Origin of the sequence: Roseomonas indoligenes, assembly GCF_017813365.1 — a bacterium.
Taxonomy (GTDB): domain Bacteria; phylum Pseudomonadota; class Alphaproteobacteria; order Acetobacterales; family Acetobacteraceae; genus Roseomonas; species Roseomonas indoligenes.
Window position 1 is genome coordinate 509291 of the sequence record NZ_JAGIZA010000001.1, and the last position, 15293, is coordinate 524583.

At 72.7% G+C, this 15293-nt stretch carries 13 protein-coding genes, 1 tRNA gene and 1 rRNA gene; 10 read left to right on the plus strand and 5 right to left on the minus strand.

All coding sequences use genetic code 11. The annotated features are described in order from the left end of the window. Positions 1-10 precede the first annotated feature (10 nt). Both J5Y10_RS02300 and acnA read right to left on the minus strand, forming a co-directional pair. Entirely contained in the window at positions 11-916 is a 906-nt protein-coding gene (locus tag J5Y10_RS02300; RefSeq protein ID WP_209370186.1) for a diacylglycerol/lipid kinase family protein, read from the minus strand. A gap of 157 nt (positions 917-1073) precedes the next feature. After that, the gene (gene acnA / locus J5Y10_RS02305) at positions 1074-3779 is read right to left on the minus strand and encodes an aconitate hydratase AcnA (protein WP_209370188.1); all 2706 of its coding nucleotides are present in this window, start codon (positions 3777-3779) and stop codon (positions 1074-1076) included. 94 nt (positions 3780-3873) lie between these two features. On the opposite strand from acnA, the gene ccmA reads away from it, so the two are divergent. The 4 genes from ccmA (at position 3874) to J5Y10_RS02325 (ending at position 6791) form a co-directional block, all read left to right on the plus strand. Continuing rightward, positions 3874-4473 (plus strand): heme ABC exporter ATP-binding protein CcmA, encoded by a 600-nt coding sequence (gene ccmA, locus J5Y10_RS02310; protein ID WP_209370190.1) that lies wholly within the window; start codon positions 3874-3876, stop codon positions 4471-4473. After that, positions 4470-5120, plus strand: coding sequence for a heme exporter protein CcmB (ccmB, locus tag J5Y10_RS02315; RefSeq protein ID WP_209370192.1), 651 nt, complete (start codon positions 4470-4472; stop codon positions 5118-5120). Before ccmA ends, ccmB begins: the two co-directional genes overlap by 4 nt. Positions 5121-5194: 74 nt before the next feature. Next, positions 5195-5566, plus strand: coding sequence for a hypothetical protein (locus J5Y10_RS02320; protein ID WP_209370194.1), 372 nt, complete (start codon positions 5195-5197; stop codon positions 5564-5566). A gap of 31 nt (positions 5567-5597) precedes the next feature. Beyond that, complete coding sequence (locus J5Y10_RS02325; RefSeq protein WP_209370196.1) at positions 5598-6791, plus strand: alginate lyase family protein; 1194 nt, start codon at positions 5598-5600, stop codon at positions 6789-6791. Here the strand turns inward: J5Y10_RS02325 and J5Y10_RS02330 are convergent. The 3 genes from J5Y10_RS02330 to tsaD are packed head-to-tail and all read right to left on the minus strand — an operon-like array spanning position 6736 to position 9620. After that, the gene (locus J5Y10_RS02330) at positions 6736-7749 is read right to left on the minus strand and encodes an NAD(P)H-dependent glycerol-3-phosphate dehydrogenase (protein WP_209370198.1); all 1014 of its coding nucleotides are present in this window, start codon (positions 7747-7749) and stop codon (positions 6736-6738) included. The genes J5Y10_RS02325 and J5Y10_RS02330 overlap by 56 nt on opposite strands. Further along, complete coding sequence (locus tag J5Y10_RS02335; protein WP_209370200.1) at positions 7746-8570, minus strand: 23S rRNA (adenine(2030)-N(6))-methyltransferase RlmJ; 825 nt, start codon at positions 8568-8570, stop codon at positions 7746-7748. Before J5Y10_RS02335 ends, J5Y10_RS02330 begins: the two co-directional genes overlap by 4 nt. Positions 8571-8585: 15 nt before the next feature. Continuing rightward, complete coding sequence (gene tsaD / locus J5Y10_RS02340) at positions 8586-9620, minus strand: tRNA (adenosine(37)-N6)-threonylcarbamoyltransferase complex transferase subunit TsaD (RefSeq protein ID WP_209370202.1); 1035 nt, start codon at positions 9618-9620, stop codon at positions 8586-8588. Between the two features lie 48 nt (positions 9621-9668). On the opposite strand from tsaD, the gene hemC reads away from it, so the two are divergent. From hemC to J5Y10_RS02370, 6 genes are all read left to right on the plus strand, one after another. Continuing rightward, complete coding sequence (gene hemC, locus J5Y10_RS02345; protein ID WP_209370204.1) at positions 9669-10682, plus strand: hydroxymethylbilane synthase; 1014 nt, start codon at positions 9669-9671, stop codon at positions 10680-10682. Positions 10683-10696: 14 nt separating this feature from the next. Continuing rightward, positions 10697-11449 (plus strand): uroporphyrinogen-III synthase, encoded by a 753-nt coding sequence (locus J5Y10_RS02350; protein WP_209370212.1) that lies wholly within the window; start codon positions 10697-10699, stop codon positions 11447-11449. Between the two features lie 4 nt (positions 11450-11453). Continuing rightward, on the plus strand, positions 11454-13124 hold the full coding sequence (locus J5Y10_RS28290) for a mitofilin family membrane protein (protein ID WP_209370214.1): 1671 nt from the start codon (positions 11454-11456) through the stop codon (positions 13122-13124). Continuing rightward, a complete protein-coding gene (locus J5Y10_RS02360; RefSeq protein WP_209370216.1) occupies positions 13124-14416 on the plus strand; it encodes a heme biosynthesis HemY N-terminal domain-containing protein in 1293 nt (430 codons plus the stop codon). Before J5Y10_RS28290 ends, J5Y10_RS02360 begins: the two co-directional genes overlap by 1 nt. Before the next feature lie 113 nt (positions 14417-14529). Further along, positions 14530-14604, plus strand: a tRNA-Thr gene (locus tag J5Y10_RS02365). 569 nt (positions 14605-15173) lie between these two features. After that, positions 15174-15293 (plus strand): 16S ribosomal RNA (locus J5Y10_RS02370); the annotation flags it as partial.

Here is a 15293-nt window from a genome sequence, read left to right on the forward strand (position 1 = left end):
GCCTGCTCCGTCAGGCCGGGCGCAGCGAGAGGACGTTGAGGGCGCGCGGGCGCAGCGCGTATCGCAGCGGGGTGCGGAGGATCGAGCCTTCCCCGTCGTTCATCACCAGCAGGCGCTTGCGGCGGGAATGGATGGCGAAGGCGGAGCTGGTGAGGATGTGGATGTCGCTGGAGCGCTTCCACATGCCCAGCGCCATGGCGATCATCATCTTCGCCGTCCAGCCGATGGAGAAGTTGCGGCTGACGTAAAGGTAGAGCGTGCTGCTATCGAGGCGGGAGCGGTGGAACATCAGCCCGGTCCCCTCCTCGTAACCGTTGTTCACGATGGACATGGCGCGGGTCCAGAGCCGCCAGGGCTTCTCCCAGCCCGGGGCATTCACCATCAGCCGCATGGGACGCTGGCGCAGCAGGGCGCGCAGCACCGCCATCGCCGCGCGCAGCACGGCGTAGAAGCCGCCCTTTCGCCGGAAGCGCTGGCGCGTCCGGCCGATGGTGTTGGGCACGCCGATGACGGACTGGCAGAGGAAGACCTGGCCGTTCACCTCGCCCACGTCGATGGGCCGGGGCTCGGCGCGGGCCAGCGCCTCGGCGGCGGCCAAGGGATCCAGGGGGAAGCCGAGGTCGCGTGCGAGAAGGTTGAGCGTGCCGAGGGGGATCACGCCGAGAATGCGGTCCGTGCCTGCCAGCCGGGCCGCCACGCTGCGGATCGTGCCATCCCCGCCGCCGACGAGGATGACCGGCGCGTCGCTCTCGATCGCCGCCTCCAGCCGGGCGGAGATGTCGGGGGAGACATCGTCCCCGATCACCGTCAGCTCGAAGCCGGCGCGGCGCAGCGCGGCCTCGATCAGCGCCGGCAGGTCAGGCCGGCCTGCCAGGGTGCCGGCCAGGCTGTTCAATACGAGGACGGCCCGCCTCATGCGCTGCCGGTCATGTCTGCCCACCCCCGCTACCGGCGGGCGAACGCCCCGTCCGCCAGGGGGTTGCGCCCCTGGCCGGGGCGGGGCTGCCGCGGATGCGAAAAGGGCGCGGGCCCTTCGGCCCGCGCCCTCCTTCATCGCCGCTTCCGGTTGGGGATCAGGCCGCGACCTTCACGCCCGCCATGGAGCGGAGCACGTAGTGCAGGATGCCGCCCTGCTTGTAGTACTCCACCTCGTCCGCCGTATCGACGCGGCACTGCACCTGGGTCTTCACCTCGGTGCCATCCGCACGGTGAATGACGATGTCCAGCATCATCCGGGCCTTCAGGTCCTCGAGGCCGAGGATGTCCACGGTCTCGTCGCCGGTGATGCCGAGGGTCTTGCGATCCTCGCCCGGCTTGAAGACCAGCGGCAGCACGCCCATGCCCACGAGGTTGGAGCGGTGGATGCGCTCGAAGCTCTCGGCGATCACGGCCTTGGCGCCCAGCAGCATCGTGCCCTTCGCCGCCCAGTCGCGGGAGGAACCCGTGCCGTACTCCTTGCCGCCGAAGATCACCGTCGGCACGCCCTCGGCCTTGTAGCGCATAGCCGCCGTGTAGATCGGCAGCACGTCGCCCGAGGGGTAGTGCTTGGTGATGCCGCCCTCGATGCCGGGCACCAGCTCGTTCTTGATGCGGATGTTGGCGAAGGTGCCGCGCATCATGACTTCATGGTTCCCGCGGCGGGCGCCGTAGGAGTTGAAGTCGTTCTGGCGAACCTGGTGCTCCAGCAGGTACTCGCCGGCGGGCGAGGCCTTCTTGATGGAGCCGGCTGGGGAGATGTGGTCGGTGGTGATGCTGTCGCCCAGCTCCGCCAGCACGCGCGCGCCGTGCACGGAGGTGACGGGCTTCGGCTCCACGCCCATGCCCTCGAAGTAGGGCGGGTTCTGGACGTAGGTGGACCCGGAGTTCCAGCGATAGGTGTCCGTGCCCGTGTCGACCTTGATCGCCTGCCAGTGCTCGTCGCCCTTGAACACGTCGGCGTAGCGCTTCTGGAACATCTCGCGGGTCAGGACGCGGTGGACCGTGTCGTTGATCTCGGCCTGCTCCGGCCAGATGTCCTTCAGGTACACGGGCTGGCCATCCTTGCCGGTGCCCAGCGGCTCCGTCGTGATGTCCTTCGTGATGTTGCCGGCCAGCGCATAGGCCACCACCAGCGGCGGGGAGGCCAGGTAGTTGGCGCGCACGTTCGGGTGCACCCGGCCCTCGAAGTTGCGGTTGCCGGAGAGGACGGAAGCGGCGACGAGCTTGTGGTCCTCGATCGCCGCGACGATCGCGTCGTCCAGCGGGCCGGAGTTGCCGATGCAGGTGGTGCAGCCGTAGCCGACGGTCTGGAAGCCCAGCGCGTCGAGGTCCGCCTGCAGCCCGGAGGCGTTCAGGTAGTCCGTGACCACCTGGGACCCGGGGGCCAGCGAGGTCTTCACCCAGGGCTTCGCTGTCAGCCCCTTCTCACGCGCCTTGCGGGCGACGAGGCCGGCCGCGACCAGCACGTAGGGGTTGGAGGTGTTGGTGCAGGAGGTGATGGCGGCGATCACCACGTCGCCATGGCCGAGGTCGTAGTTGGCGCCGGCCACCGGCACGCGGGCGCCGAGCGGGGGCGCGCCGTCCACCGCGAGGTTCGGCAGCTCCTTGGCGAAGGAGGTGCTGATCTCCGTGAGGACGACCTTGTCCTGCGGGCGCTTCGGACCGGCCATGGAGGGCAGGACGGTGGAGAGGTCCAGCTCCAGGGTGTCGGTGAACACCGGGTCGGGCGTGCTGTCGTCGCGCCACATGCCCTGGGCCTTGGAGATCTCGCGCACCAGGTTGATGCGGTGCTCGTCGCGGCCGGAGAGGCGGAGGTAGCCGAGCGTCGCCTCGTCCACCGGGAAGAAGCCGCAGGTGGCGCCGTACTCGGGCGCCATGTTGCCGATCGTCGCACGGTCGGCCACGGGCAGGTTGGTCAGGCCGGCGCCGTAGAACTCGACGAACTTGCCGACCACGCCCTTCTTGCGGAGCATCTGGGTGACGGTGAGCACGAGGTCGGTCGCGGTCACGCCTTCCTTCAGCTTGCCGACCAGCTTGAAGCCGATCACGTCGGGAATGAGCATGGCGATGGGCTGGCCGAGCATCGCGGCCTCGGCCTCGATGCCGCCCACACCCCAGCCGAGCACGCCGAGGCCGTTCACCATCGTGGTGTGGCTGTCCGTGCCGTAGCAGCTGTCGGGGTAGACATAGACGTCACCGGCATCGGTGTCGGTCCAGGCCACCTGTGCGAGGTATTCCAGGTTCACCTGGTGGCAGATGCCGGTGCCGGGCGGCACGACGCGGAAGTTGTTGAAGGCGCCCTGGCCCCAGCGGAGGAACTCGTAGCGCTCGCCGTTGCGCTCGTACTCCAGGTCCACGTTCTTCGTCAGCGCGTCCGCCGTCCCGGCCACGTCCACCATCACGGAGTGGTCGATGACGAGGTCCACGGGGACCAGCGGGTTCACCTTCTGGGGGTCGCCGCCGAGCTTCAGCATGCCGTCGCGCATGGCGGCCAGGTCCACCACGGCGGGGACGCCCGTGAAGTCCTGCATCAGGATGCGCGCGGGGCGGAAGGGCACCTCGTTCGAGGACTGGCCCTTCTCGAGCCAGCCGGAGATCGCCTTGGCGTCATCGACCTTGTAGGAGCCGCCGTTCTCGAAGCGGAGGATGTGCTCGAGCAGCACCTTCAGGGAGTTGGGCAGGCGGGTGAAGTCGGCGCCCAGCGCCTTGGCCGCTTCGGGAATGGAGAAGTAGTGGTAGGTCTTCCCGTCCACCGCCAGCGTGCGCTTCGTCTTGAGGGTATCCTGACCGTACTTGCTCATGCGTCGCAATTTCCCCGAGCGGCTTGAAAATCAAGGGCGCTTGAAGCATGGCGGGGGGGTTCCGGTCCAGGGGCCGGAACCTTTCGCGGGGGGTATGGCTGGCTTGCTGGACGCGGTGGAACTGGCCGCGCGCCGCGGCGGGCGGGTCGTCTTCGCCGGGCTCTCCTTCCTGGCCGCGCCGGGCGAGGCGCTGCTTCTTCTCGGGCCGAACGGGGCGGGGAAGTCCACCCTGCTTCGCCTCCTGGCCGGGCTTCTGCGGCCTGCGGCGGGACATGTGGCCTGGGACGGGGAGGAGGTGGGCGCGGATCCTGCCGCCCACGGTGCCCGCACGCGATATCTCGGCCATCAGGACGCGATCAAACCCTCCCTGACGCCGATCGAAGACCTGCGCTTCTGGTCGCGTCTCCGGGGCGGCGACCCGGCGGCGGCGCTGGACGCCCTGGGGCTTTCCCCGCTCGCCGCACTGCCCTGTCGCACCCTTTCGGCCGGGCAGAGGCGGCGCCTGGCTCTGGCACGGCTGACCCTTGGCGACGCCCCGCTCTGGCTGCTGGACGAGCCGACGCTGGGCCTCGACTCGGCCTCGGTGGATCGGCTGGGCGGGCTGCTGGCCGGGCACCGGGGCCGCGGCGGGATCGTGCTCGCCGCCACCCACCTGCCGTTGCCCCTGCCGGGCGCGCGGGAGCTGCGGCTGTGATCCCCGTCTTCCTGCGAGAACTGCGGCTGGCGCTGCGCCATCCCGCCGAGGCGCTGGCGGCGGTGCTGTTCTTCGTCATCGTCTGCGCCCTGTTTCCCTTCGGCGTCGGGCCATCGCCGGAGGCCCTGGCGCGGCTGGCGCCGGGCGCGCTCGTCACCGCGGCGCTGCTGGCCGCGCTGCTGCCGCTGGACCGCCTCTTCGCCGGGGAGGCGGAGGACGGGTCGCTGGACCTGCTGCTCACCGCCGGCCTGCCGCCCGCGGGCCTGGCGCTGGCGAAGGCGGCGGCGCACTGGGCCGTCACCGGCCTGCCGCTGCTGCTGGCCGCGCCCGTCGCCGCCGCGCTGCTTGCCCTGCCTGTGGAGGGTTGGGGGGTGGCGATCCTGGCGCTGGGCCTCGCCTCCGCCATCCTTTCACTCCTGGGCACGCTCGGGGCGGCGCTCACCCTGGGCGCGCGGCGCGGCGGCGTGCTGCTGCCCCTGCTGGTGCTGCCCCTGGCCGTGCCCGTGGTGATCTTCGCCGCCGGCGCGATCGAGGCCGGGGCAGGGGGCGGCGAACCCCGTCCTTTCCTGCTCCTCCTGGCCGCCTTCCTGGCCGCGGCGCTGCCGCTGGTGCCCTTTGCCGCGGGGGCGGCGCTGCGGGAGGGTTGAATCGGCGCGCGTTTTGGTGCGTTGTCAAAGCCATGGCCTTCAAGGGAAAGCCGCCCGGCTCGGGCTCCGGAGAGATGTCGCGGCGCACCGTCGCGCTGCGGCCTGCCATTGCCTTGCCGCCGAAGCAGCGGGACGAGGCCCGGCGCCTGCGCCGCCTGGGGCACGAGCCCGCCCAGATCGCGGAGGCCATCGGCGCGCCGCTGGAGGAGGTGGAGAAGGCCCTCGTCCAGATGCGGATGCCGCGGCCGGAGACCACGCGCGGAACCCTCAACGTCACCCTCGCCGCCCATGCGCTGATGATGAAGGAACGGAAGGGGACCGAGCCGCTCTGGCAGACCATGGACCGGCTGCTGGACGAGTTGCTGCGTCACCGCGCTGCCGAGGCCGCCCGCCTGCGCCGCCGCCATGGCGAGAACGGGGAACTGCCCCTCTTTCCCGAGACCTGACGCGGCGGCTCTGCCCGGGCAGAATGGGGGCATGCCGTCCCGCCGCCGTGCCGTTCTCGTCGCGCCCGCGCTCCTGGCCCTTCTGCCGGGTGCTGGACTCGCCCAGCCAGGGGCTCAGAACCGGCGCGGGCCGCCCCCCGCAAACCCGCCGCCGATCGGCCCCCGGGTGGAGCGCCGCCGCTTGGTCGGCCCCTTCCGGCCGGCGCCCGCGCCCACTGGCGAGAATGCCACCTGCGAGCCGGTGGGGCGCCCCGTGCGGAACCTGGAAGGGTTCGGATACTTCCTCGACCCTGCCTCCTCCCGCCCTGATCCATCCCGCCTCGCGATGGACGAGGCGGCGGCGAAGCCGATGTGGGACTGGCTGGCGGTGGTGCAGCGGGCCGTGGCCGCGCACCGGGCGGGCAAGGCCGGCGCCGCCGCATGCGCCATGGAGTCCATGGATGTCTGGGCGCGGAACGACGCGCTGCTGGGCGCCTTCAACCTGCAGGCGAGCTACCACCGGGTCCTGATCTTGGCCGGGGCCTCGCTCTCCTACCTCGGGGTGCGGGAGGCGTCGGGGCTGGTGCCCTCGCGGGCGGACCGGGTGGCGCGATGGCTGGCCGCGATCGCGAACGAGGCGCGGACCCGGTACGACCGCCGCTCCGAAGCGCTGATCAGCGACACCCGCAACCACCAGGCGGCCTGGGCCGGGCTGGCCGCGGCCTCGGCCGGGGTGGCGGCGGGGGACACGCTGCTTCTGGATTGGGGGATGGGGAAGCTGCGCGCCCAACTGGCCCAGGTGGACGAGCGCGGCGCTCTGCCCCAGGAGCTGCGGCGCGCAGGGCTTGCATTGCGCAGCCACCTTCTCGCCCTTGAGGCGGTGGCGGCGCTGGAACGGCTCGGCGCGCCGAATGGCGCGGTGCTGACCGAGGCGGAGCGCGCCGCCTATCGCCGGTTGCGGGACTTCTGCCTGGCCCATGTGCGGGAGCCGGCGAAGATGCAGGCGCTTGTGGGCGTCGCCCAGTCCGATCCCTGGCTCGGGGATGCCCCGCCGCTCTCCCGCGCCGCCGGGCTGGAGATCGCGGCCGCCGCCATGCCGGACCCGGAGACGGAGGCTGCCCTGGCCCCTTTCCGGCCCCTGTCCGAGCCTCGCCTGGGTGGCGAGGTGACGGGCTGGTGGCGCGCGGCGCCTACTCCGCCCGGCGAGGGCGACCGAGAAGGCTCTCCATCGCCCCCTGCACGGTGACGCTGCCCTTCAGCACCCCCGCCACGGCAGCGCAGATCGGCAGTTCCACCCCGGCCGCGGCGGCCCGGGCGAGGAGGGCAGGGGCTGTGGCCGCGCCCTCCGTCACGGAGGATCGGCCGGCCAGCACCTCCTCCGCCCTCTCCCCGCGGCCAAGGGCGACGCCGAGGGAGAAGTTCCGGCTGGAAGCGCCGGCGCAGGTGAGCATCAGATCCCCCAGCCCCGCGAGCCCCGCCACGGTATCTCCGCGTCCACCCAGCGCCACGGCCAGGCGCGCGATCTCCGCCAGGGCGCGGGTGACGATGGCGGCGCGGGCGTTCTCGCCAAGGCCGGCGCCGATGGCCGCCCCGGCGGCGATGGCGGCCACGTTCTTCGCCGCCCCCGCCACCTGCACCCCCAGCGGGTCCAGCCCGGCATAGAGCCGGAAGCCCGGTGTGCCGAGGCGGGCGATGGCGGCGGCGCGCAGCCCGGCATCGGCGCTGGCGACCACGGCGGCGGCAGGCAGGCCTCCCGCCACCTCATGCGCGAAGTTCGGGCCGGAGAGGACCGCGGCCGAAAGGCCGGCGCGGGCCTCGGCCAGGATCTCCAGCGGGAAGCGCAGCGTGGTGGCCTCCACCCCTTTGGCGACGATGATGCAGGGTGGCAGGTGCGGAAGCTCCTCCAGCACGGCGGCGAGGTGCTGGGTGGGCACGGCCAGCACGGCCAACGCGGCGCCGGACAAGGCCTCCCGCGCATCCGCCGTCACGGCGAGTTCCGGGGGAAGGGGGTAGCCGGGCAGGTGGCGGGCGTTGGTCCGCAGGGTCCGCATGGCCAGGGCCCGCGCCGGGTCGCGTGCCCAGAGAGCCACTTCACCGCCCGCCCGGCAGGCCTGGATCGCCAGCGCCGTCCCCCAGGCGCCGGCACCGATCACAGCGAGCCTGCCATGCCCCGGAATGGCCTCGCTGAAGCTGGCCTGGCTCATTCGGGCACGATCTCCGTCACGGCCCAGCCTTGTCCGGGCTCATCGGTCCGCAAGGCCGCGCTCAGGGCGGCGAGGATGGCGCGGGCGGTGTCCGCGAAGCCGAAGGGCGGGTTAAGCACGATCAGGCCGCTGCCGTTCAGCCGGGTGGGGTCGGTCGGCTCGCGCAGCCACAGCTCCAGGGCCAGCACGTCGCGCAGGCCGGATTCGCGCAGCGCGTCGTGGAAGGCGCGGACGGGCGCGCGGTGCTTCACGGGGTACCAGGCGGCCTGTACCGCCGGGCGGAAGCGGCGGGCGACGCCGCGCATCCCCTCCACCAGCCGGTCGTACTCGCCCTCCCTCTCGAAGGGTGGGTCCATCAGCACGAGGCCGCGCCGTTCGGGGAAGGGGGTGAGGGCAGTTAGCGCCTCATAGGCATCGCGCAGGTGAACGGAGACCTGCGGATCGCCCTTGAAGGCTGCCCGGAGCGTTTCGGCATCTTCCGGGTGCAGCTCGCAGAGAGCCAGATGGTCGCCGGGCCGCATCACCGCGCGGATCAGGGCTGGGCTGCCGGGATAGGTGCCGCGAGGAAAGGAGCGGACGACCTCGAGCCAGGGCAGCAGCGGCCCGTCCTCCACCCGCTCCAGCAGGCCGATCCCGTCGCGCCATTCCCCGGTGCGGCGGGCCTCCTCGGATTGCAGGTCGTAGAGGCCGATGCCGGCATGGGTGTCCAGCACGCGGAACGGGGTGGGTTTGCGCGACAGGGCCGCCACCAGGGCGTGGACCAGGGCGTGCTTCACGCAGTCCGCGAAGTTCCCGGCGTGGAAGGCATGCCTGTAGTTCATGGGCGACAGTTCATCTCAGGCGGTCAGCTCGTCGAGCGGCCAGCGGGGGCGGGGGGCGTGGTCCCAGGGATCGGTCAGGCCCCCGCGCAGCCGCTCGATCCCCGCCCAGGCGACCATGACGGCGTTGTCGGTGCAGAGGCGGATGGGCGGCGCGACGAGGGGCAGGCCCGCCGTCTCCGCCACCCACGCCAGGGCGGTGCGGACGCCGGTATTGGCCGCGACCCCGCCGGAGACGACGAGGGCCGTCGCGCCCGGGGCCATGAGGAGGGCGTTTCGCGCGCGATCCGCCACCACTGCCGCGACCGAGGCCTGGAACGCGGCGGCGATGTCCGCGCGATCGCCCCCCTTGGCCACAGCCTGGGCCACGGCCGTCTTCAGGCCGGAGAAGGAGAAGTCGCACCCCGCCCGGCCCATCAGGGGGCGGGGGAGGGGCACGCGGGAGGGATCGCCCTCACCGGCCAGCCGCTCCAGATGCGGCCCGCCGGGCCAGGGCAGGCCCAGCAGCTTCGCGGCTTTGTCGAAGGCCTCACCCACCGCGTCGTCCAGGGTGGTGCCCAGGCGGCGGTAGCGGCCGAGACCCTCCACCGCCACGCACTGGCAGTGCCCGCCGGAGAGAAGAAGAAGGAGGTAGGGGAAGCGCGCCCCTTCCGGCAGCAGGCCGGGTAGGCGCGGCGTCAGGGCATGGGCCTCCAGGTGGTTCACCGCCACGAAGGGCAGGCGGTGGGCCATGGCGAGGCCCTTGCCGTAGCCCGCCCCGACGATCAGGCCGCCGATCAGCCCGGGGCCGGAGGTGGCGGCCACGCCGCCCAGGTCGCCCGGTGCCACGCGGGCGCGGCCCAGCACCTCCGCCACCAGATCCGGCAGGCGGGCCAAGTGGGCGCGCGCGGCCAGTTCCGGCACCACGCCGCCGAAGCGGGCGTGGTCTTCCGTCTGGCTGAACACCGTCTCGGCCAGGATGGCGCCGTCCGGCGCCAGCACGGCGGCGGCCGTTTCGTCGCAGCTGCTCTCGATTCCCAGGACGGGTCCGGGGACGGGACCGGCGAGGTCCATTCCGTCACATGCCTTCCACGTTTCGTGGCGCGGTTCTAAGACGCCGCCATGTCGTCTGCCCACCCTGCCCAGGTCCCGACGGGCGCTTCGCAAGTGCGCCCGCATCCCCAGATGCGGAGCTTGCCGCTGCGCGTCGGCACGCGGGGCTCGCCGCTCGCCCTGTGGCAGACCCGCTGCTTTCTCGAGATGGTCCTGCACTTCTGCCCGGTGCTCCGGAATGCCGGGGCCTTCGAGGAGCACGTGATCCAGACCTCGGGCGATGCCATCCAGGACCGGCGCCTGGCGGATGTGGGCGGCAAGGGCCTTTTCGCCAAGGAAATCCATGAGGCGCTGCTGGACCGGCGGATCGACTTCGCGGTCCATAGCCTGAAGGACCTGGAGACGGAGATGCCGCCCGGGGTGGTGCTGGCCTGCACCCTGAAGCGGGAGGACAGCCGGGACGTGCTGATCCCCGGCCCGGGCATGGAAGGGCTGGACCCGGCGGACCCGATCGGCAGCATCCCCGCAGGCGCGCGTCTGGGCACGGCCAGCCTGCGGCGGCAGGCACAGATCCTCCATTCCCGCCCGGACCTGGCGGTGGGGATGATCCGCGGCAACGTGCAGACCCGGCTCCGCAAGCTGGCGGAAGGGGAGGCGGATGCCACGATGCTGGCCCTGGCCGGGCTGCGTCGCATGGACCTCTCCCCGCCGGGCATGGTGATCCTCGACCCCGAGGCCATGGTGCCGGCGGCCGGCCAGGGCATCATCGGCGTGACGGTGCGGGAGCAGGATACGGAGTTGCACGAGCTGCTGGGCGGCATCGAGGACCGGGAGGCGCGCGCCGTGTCCCGCGCGGAGCGGTCGCTTCTCGCCGCGCTGGACGGGTCCTGCCGCACCCCTATCGGCGGCCATGCCCGGCTTCTGCCGGATGGCCGCCTGCACCTCACCGGCCTCGTGGCGCGGCCCGATGGGTCCTTCCTGCTGAAGCGCAGCCTGCACGGGGCGGTGGCGGATGCGGAGGCGATCGGCGCCGAGCTCGGCGACAGCCTGCGCGCCGACAGCCCGGCCGACATCTTCGGCTGATCGGCTCCGCCGAATTGGCGCCGGACGCCCCCGCCTGCCTGATCACCCGGCCGGAGCCGGGCGGCGGCGCCACGGCCGCGCGGGTGGCGGCGCTGGGCTGGTGCCCGGTGGCGGCGCCCGCCCTGATTCTCTCACCCTTATCGATGGAGCCCGCGCCCGGCGCGCGGGCGGCGCTGCTGCCGAGCGCGGCCGCCATCCCCGCCCTGGCCGGCGCTGTTCCGCCGGACCTGCCGGTGCTGGCGGTGGGGGAGGCGACGGCCGCCGCCGCCCGTGCGGCGGGCTTCACCGCCGTGGAGGCGGCCCATGGCGATGCCGCCTCGCTCGCCGCCCTGGCCACGGCGCGGCTCGACCCCCGCGCGGGGCCGCTGCTGCTGGCCGCCGGACGGGGCTACGGGGATGACCTGGCCTCCGACCTCGTCGGGCGCGGATTCGCCGTGATCCGGCGGGAGGCCTATGCGGTGGCCGAGGCGCCCGGATTTCCGCCGGAGGCGCGTGCCGCCCTTTCCGCGGGCCAGATCCGGGCCGCCCTGTTTCTTTCTCCCCGCAGTGCCCGCGTCGCGATCGCGCTGCTGGAGGCGGCCGGGCTTCGCGGTGCAGCAACCGGCATTCGCGCCGTGGCGTTGAGCGGCCGCGTGGCCGAGGCCCTTACAAGTCTTAAATGGAAAGGGCTGGACGTGGCGCCGCGACCGGATCACGACGCCTTGCTGGACCTCCTCGGTCCCGCTCCCTCGCCGGCCCCTCGGCCCGACCAGAAGGATAGACCCTGATCTCATGAGCGACACGCCGAAGACTCCCCCGGACGGCGCCCGCGCCAAGGTCAGCCCCGCAGGTGCCGGCGGAAAGGGGGGCAGGACGAGCAGCGCCGCCAGCCCGGCGGGCAAGGATGCCACCGCCCCGGCCGGATCCATCCCTTCCGCCACCGAGATCGCGGGCCGAGGCACCCCGCCCGCCCGCCCGGTGCAACCGATGACGGCCGAGCCGAAGCCCGCCGAGCCGAAGCCTGCGGGGGCCGTGCCCGCCGCTGCCGGCGCCGCCACTTCGCTAGATGCCGGATCCGGCGAGGCCGCGTCCGTACCGCTTCGTTCGGGTACAGTCGGGGCCGCATCCCCGGGCGCCGAGCCGTCCAGGCCCTCCCCCGCCACAGCGGGCCCGGTGACGCCGCCCGCCCCGCCGCCCCCGGCGACGCTGAACACGCCCGCCCGGCGTTTCGAGCCGGCTATCCTGCCCATCGCCGCCGCCGTGGTCGTGCTTGGGGGGGCCGTAGCCTACCTCGTTTCCAGCCCGCGGGACCGGCAGCCCGCCCCGGCCGCCGTGCAGCAGGCCGATGCGGCCCGCATGGCCGCCGTCGACTCCCGCCTTGCCGCGCTGGAGGCCCGGCCTTCTGCCGAGGGGCTGGCGCAGCGCGCCGCCGCGGCCGAGCGTCGCCTGGACGCCGCCGAGACCGCCTTCCGTGAGCTGGCCGCGAAACCCGTGGTGGACGCGGAGGCGCGAAACGGCGTGGCCGGCCTGAACACCGCGCTGGAGGCTGCCCGCAATGCCGTGACCGAGGCGCGGACCGCTTCCACGGAAGCGCAGCGGCGGCTGGAGGAGCGCCTGGGCGCGCTCGATACCCGTGTGGCGGAGGAGAGCCGCCGGTCCGAGGCGCGGATCGCCCAGGCCGAGGGCACGCTGGCGAACCGACTGACCGGCGCGGAGCAGGCCCTGGCCGCCCGCGTGACGGCGGCGGAGCAGGCCTTCGGCCCGCGTCTGGCCGCGCTGGACCAGGCGCTGAACCAGCGCGTGGAGGCGGCCGGGCAGGCGATGAGCGGCCGCGTGGACGCGGCCGCCAAGTCGATGGACGAGCGCCTCTCCCGTGCCGAGGCGGCTCTGAACCAGCGGATCGCGGCACAGGAGGCCGGGCTCGCCGGGCGCGTGCAGCAGTTCGAGCAGCGGCTGGCGCAGGCCGAGGCGGCGGAGCGCCGCCTGGGGGCTCTCGCCGCGCGCGGCCAGCTTCAGACGGCGCTGGAAGCCGGCCGGCCGCTCGGGCAGGCCCTGTCCGGGCTTTCCGGCACGCCGCCGGTGGCCCTGGCCCGCTACAAGGACGCCGCCCCGCCGACGGAGGCGGCCCTGCGCCTTTCCTTCGAGGACGCGGCCCGGGCCGCCCGGCTGGCAGCCGAGCCGCAGGGCGGGACGGTCGCCGAATCGGCCCTGGCGCGTCTTCAGGGGCTGGTGACGGTCCGCCGCGGCGAGCAGGTGGTGGTGGGCGATGCCGTCTCCGGCGAGCTGGAGCAGGCGCGGCGCTCTCTCGATGCCGGCGACCTGCCGGGCGCCGTGGACCGGCTGGAGAAGCTGCCGCCCCCCTCCCGCAACGCCATGGCCGGCTGGATCGGGCAGGCGCGCGACCTCGTCGAGGCCCGGGCGGCCCTGCGCGACCTCGGCACGACCGGCGCGGGGAGCAACTGATGCTCCGCGCGATCTGGCTGCTGATCCTTCTCGCGCTCGGGGTCTGGGCGGCGCTGTTCCTCCGCCAGACCGGGGGCAATATCGAGGTCACCGTCGGCAATACCTTCATCGGCGTGCCCGTCTGGCTGGGGCTGCTGGCACTGGTGGTGCTGTTCCTGGTGCTGCACGGCCTGCTGTCCGGCTGGAAGTCCCTGCGCGGCTGGCCCGCGCGGATCCGCGCGCGGCGTGAGGCCCGGCACCGGCGCGATGGCGACGCCGCCGTGACCCGCGCCCTCGTCGCGCTGGCTGCCGGCACCCCCGACCAGGCGCGGCTGGAGATCCGCCGAGCCCGTGGCCTGCTGGGCGATACCCCGCATACCCTGCTGCTGACCGCCGAGGCGGAGCGCATGGCCGGCCGCAACGATGCCGCCAACGAGGCCTTCCGCCAGCTGTCGCAACGCGAGGACGGCAAGTTTCTCGGCCTGCGCGGCTTGCTGCGGGACGCAATGCAGCGCGAGGACTGGCCCGCCGCCCAGCGCCTGGCGCGGGAGGCCGAGGCCGCCCAACCCGGTGCCGCCTGGGTGCGGGAGGAGCGCGCGGCCCTGGCCCTGCGCACGCGGGACTGGCGGGAGGCGCTCGCGCTCTCCCCGGGTGACCAGCTGACGGGGCACCGGCGCGCGGCGCTGGCGCTCGCGGCCGCAATGCAGGAGCCGGAACCGGCCCTAGCGGCATCCCTGGAGAAGCAGGCCCTCTCGGCCGATCCGGGCTTCGCACCGGCCGCCCTGGCCGTGGCGCGGCGGCAGACGGGGGAGGGCAGCCCCCGCCGGGCCAGGACCACGCTGCAGGCGGCCTGGAAGGTCGCGCCGCATCCCGACATCGCGGAAGCCTATCTCTCGGACGAGGGCGACGCCCTGGCACGGGTGAAGGGCGCCGAGATGCTGACGCAGGAAAACCGGACGCATCCCGAAAGCCGCCTCGTCCTGGGGCGCGCGGCGCTCGGCGCGGGGCTGACGGGCCGGGCGAGGGCGGAGCTGGAGGCGTTGGTGAACTCCGGCGCCGCGGACCGCCGCGCTTTCCTGGCGATGGTGGACATGGATGCGGTGGAACTCGGCGACAGTGCCGCCGGGCGTGCCGCCGAGGCAAAGTGGCTGCGGGCCGCCGCCGCCGCCCCGCCGGAGCCGCGCTGGCAGTGCCTGAACTGCGGGACCGTCCACGCGCGCTGGGAGCCGCTTTGCGAGGCCTGTGGAACGCCGGGCCGGATCGAATGGACGGGCGGCGTGGCCACCAAGGGCGGCGCCGTCACCACCACCTGATTTCGAACTTGCCCGTGCCGCCTTCTTGCACGGGCGAGGTTGCCCCAGCGCGCGGCTGCCGCTAGAAGGCGCGGCAGCGCAGCGTGCCGGGGTATTCCGGCGCGCCTGGATGGGCCGGGTTAGCACAGCGGTAGTGCAATCGATTCGTAATCGATAGGTCGCGAGTTCGATTCTCGCACCCGGCACCACTCCCATCCTCTACTGGTACATTCGAGCAGCTTTATCTTCCGCGCTACTGTCCCATGCTTTGGTGGGCACCGTGCCATGCTTCGGATTCATGGGCCGGGACTTCCAACCGAAGCCCCTGTTCACCAGATAGGCTGCATCCTCTTTGACACGTCTTTCAGCTGAGCGGCCGAGAGCGGTCCTGCCGTGACGATCCGTCGACGGGATGACAGGGTCTCTTCGGTCCTAGGAAGATTTGGTGAAAAAAGCCCTTGCGCCTCTCCGGCCTCGGGTCTACATCGCCGCTCCCGACGACGAGCTGAGGTTCTTCTCCGGACGCCACCAAATGCTGCGAAGCAAAAGGTGTTGACGAGGGAAGAAGAACTGAAGTAAAGAAAGTGGGCCGGAGCCGAGAGGTTCTGGATGTTCTCTGAAAATCAAATCAGTCTTTTGGAAGTGCGACGCGATCTTTTTTCGCGGCCACGGATTGGCTTTGAGCTGGTCTGGGGTGCGGGATGATTGCTTTGCGTCGAGAATGGTGAGCGGAGCCCTGATCAACGGGCATCGAGCGGAGCTTCGGTTCTGGCGAGATGAACTTGAGAGTTTGATCCTGGCTCAGAGTGAACGCTGGCGGCATGCTTAACACATGCAAGTCGCACGGACAGCAATGTCAGTGGCGGACGGGTGAGTAACGCGTAGGAACATGTCCAGG

Excerpts from the sequence above, each read along its gene's own strand:
- J5Y10_RS02330 (WP_209370198.1), bottom strand. The coding sequence starts at position 7,749 with ATGAGCCAGGCCAGCTTCAGCGAGGCCATTCCGGGGCATGGCAGGCTC.
- J5Y10_RS02300 (WP_209370186.1), bottom strand. The coding sequence starts at position 916 with ATGAGGCGGGCCGTCCTCGTATTGAACAGCCTGGCCGGCACCCTGGCA.
- J5Y10_RS28290 (WP_209370214.1), top strand. The coding sequence starts at position 11,454 with ATGAGCGACACGCCGAAGACTCCCCCGGACGGCGCCCGCGCCAAGGTC.
- J5Y10_RS02335 (WP_209370200.1), bottom strand. The coding sequence starts at position 8,570 with ATGAACTACAGGCATGCCTTCCACGCCGGGAACTTCGCGGACTGCGTG.
- J5Y10_RS02320 (WP_209370194.1), top strand. The coding sequence starts at position 5,195 with ATGTCGCGGCGCACCGTCGCGCTGCGGCCTGCCATTGCCTTGCCGCCG.
- acnA (WP_209370188.1), bottom strand. The coding sequence starts at position 3,779 with ATGAGCAAGTACGGTCAGGATACCCTCAAGACGAAGCGCACGCTGGCG.
- J5Y10_RS02325 (WP_209370196.1), top strand. The coding sequence starts at position 5,598 with ATGCCGTCCCGCCGCCGTGCCGTTCTCGTCGCGCCCGCGCTCCTGGCC.
- ccmA (WP_209370190.1), top strand. The coding sequence starts at position 3,874 with ATGGCTGGCTTGCTGGACGCGGTGGAACTGGCCGCGCGCCGCGGCGGG.
- tsaD (WP_209370202.1), bottom strand. The coding sequence starts at position 9,620 with ATGGACCTCGCCGGTCCCGTCCCCGGACCCGTCCTGGGAATCGAGAGC.
- hemC (WP_209370204.1), top strand. The coding sequence starts at position 9,669 with ATGTCGTCTGCCCACCCTGCCCAGGTCCCGACGGGCGCTTCGCAAGTG.
- J5Y10_RS02360 (WP_209370216.1), top strand. The coding sequence starts at position 13,124 with ATGCTCCGCGCGATCTGGCTGCTGATCCTTCTCGCGCTCGGGGTCTGG.